This window comes from Longimicrobiaceae bacterium, assembly GCA_035936415.1.
Lineage (GTDB): Bacteria > Gemmatimonadota > Gemmatimonadetes > Longimicrobiales > Longimicrobiaceae > JAFAYN01.
Genome location: DASYWD010000569.1, coordinates 1 through 1,741, shown reverse-complemented (window position 1 = coordinate 1,741; position 1,741 = coordinate 1). Strand labels below are relative to the sequence as shown.

The following is a 1,741-nucleotide window of genomic DNA, read 5'->3' as shown; positions in this document are numbered from 1 at the left end:
CGCCCCCCCCCCCGCGTCCCTTCGCCTCCCTTCGCAGGAGGGGTCCATGTCCGTCCGCACTTCCCTGGTAGTGCTCCTTGGCGGGCTGGCGCTCGCCGCATGCGATCGCACGGAGGTCCCCACGCTCCCGCCGGTGACGGTATCCGGGCCGTCCGCCTCGGTGTCGACCGCGGCGACGGGGACGTGGGTGTCCGGGACCTACACCAACGCGTACGGGTCGCGCTACTACCGGCTGTACGTCCCCGCGGCGTACGACGGCTCCACGGCGCGGCCGTTGATGGTGATGCTGCATGGCTGTCTGCAGGACGGGTACGACTTCGCGGCGGGGACGCGGATGAACGGCTTCGCCGACGCGCGCAACTTCCTGGTGCTGTACCCGGAGCAGGGGACCGCGTACAATGCCTACGACTGCTGGAACTGGTTCTACACGAGCAACCAGGCGCGGGGGAGCGGCGAGCCCTCCATCATCGCCGGGATGATCGCGTGGACCAAGTCGAGCTACCGGATCGACAACGCCCGCGTGGGGGTGGCGGGGCTCTCGGCCGGCGCGGCGATATCCGTGATCATGGGGTGCACGTACCCGGACCACGTGAAGAAGGTGGCCTCCTTCGCGGGGCTCATGTACAAGGCGGCGACGACCGCGAGCGGCAGCCAGTCGGCCATGAAGAACGGGAGTTCGTTCGACCCGAACGCGCGGGGCACGGACTGCTACAACGCCTCCACGACGGGCCGCCACCCGATGCCCGTCCTGGTCTTCCACGGCACCTCGGACGGGACGGTCAACGTCAAGAACGCGCACCAGACCGTGCAGCAGTGGGCGCAGACCAACGACCTGCTGTACGACGGGGTGGACAACAACGACGTGGACAACACTGCGGACGCCACGCTCACGGGGACGGCGTGCCGCTCGTACACGCGCTACGACTACCGGAACTCCGCGACGGGGGCCACCCTGCTGCAGAAGTACATCGTGGACGGGCTGGGGCACGCCTGGTCCGGGGGGAGCACGGCGGGGAGCTACACCGACCCCTGCGGCCCCGACGCCAGCCGGATCATCGTGGACTTCTTCGGCTTCTGACGCGGCCGGTGCGGCCCGTGCCCCGCACCTCGCACCCTCGCACCCCTCGTCCATGAACCGCCTCGCCACCGCGCTGATGTCGCTTCCGCTCGCCGCCTGCGCGGTGGGGACCTCCCCCGCGCCCCCGTCCGACGCCGCGCCGCCCACCGTGCGCGAGGCGGCCTTCACCTGGGAGACCTCAGCGCCCGAGGCGGGGGCGCGCCGCTATCGGCTCTTCATCCCCGCCTCGCACGACGCCTCGCGCCCGGCGCCGCTGCTGGTGATGCTGCACGGGTGCACGCAGGACCCGGACGACTTCGCGCGGGGGACGCGGATGAACGAGGTGGCGGAGGAGCACGGCCTCCTCGTGGCGTACCCGGAGCAGCCCGCGGCCGGGAACCCCCAGAAGTGCTGGAACTGGTACGAGCCGGCGCACCAGGAGCGGGGGCGCGGCGAGCCGGAGGAGATCGCCCGCATCGTCCGCGAGGTCATGGCGGCGCACCGGGTGGACCCGGCGCGCGTCTACGTGGCCGGGGTGTCCGCGGGCGGGGCCATGGCCCTCACCCTGGCCGCCTCGTACCCGGAGCTGTTCGCCGCCGCCGGCTCGCACTCGGGGGTGGCGTACCGCGCCGCGGCCGGCATGCAGGAGGCGCTGCAGGTGATGCAGCGCGGCGCCGCCTCGTC

General features: G+C 72.3%; 2 protein-coding genes. Both read left to right on the top strand.

What is annotated here, in order from left to right; all coding sequences use genetic code 11:
• Positions 1-46: 46 nt before the first annotated feature.
• Positions 47-1,078, top strand: coding sequence for a PHB depolymerase family esterase (locus tag VGR37_22880; GenBank protein ID HEV2150262.1), 1,032 nt, complete (start codon positions 47-49; stop codon positions 1,076-1,078).
• A 52-nt stretch (positions 1,079-1,130) separates the two neighbouring features.
• Positions 1,131-1,741: PHB depolymerase family esterase (locus VGR37_22875; protein HEV2150261.1), on the top strand; the 611-nt coding region annotated here is incomplete at its 3' end.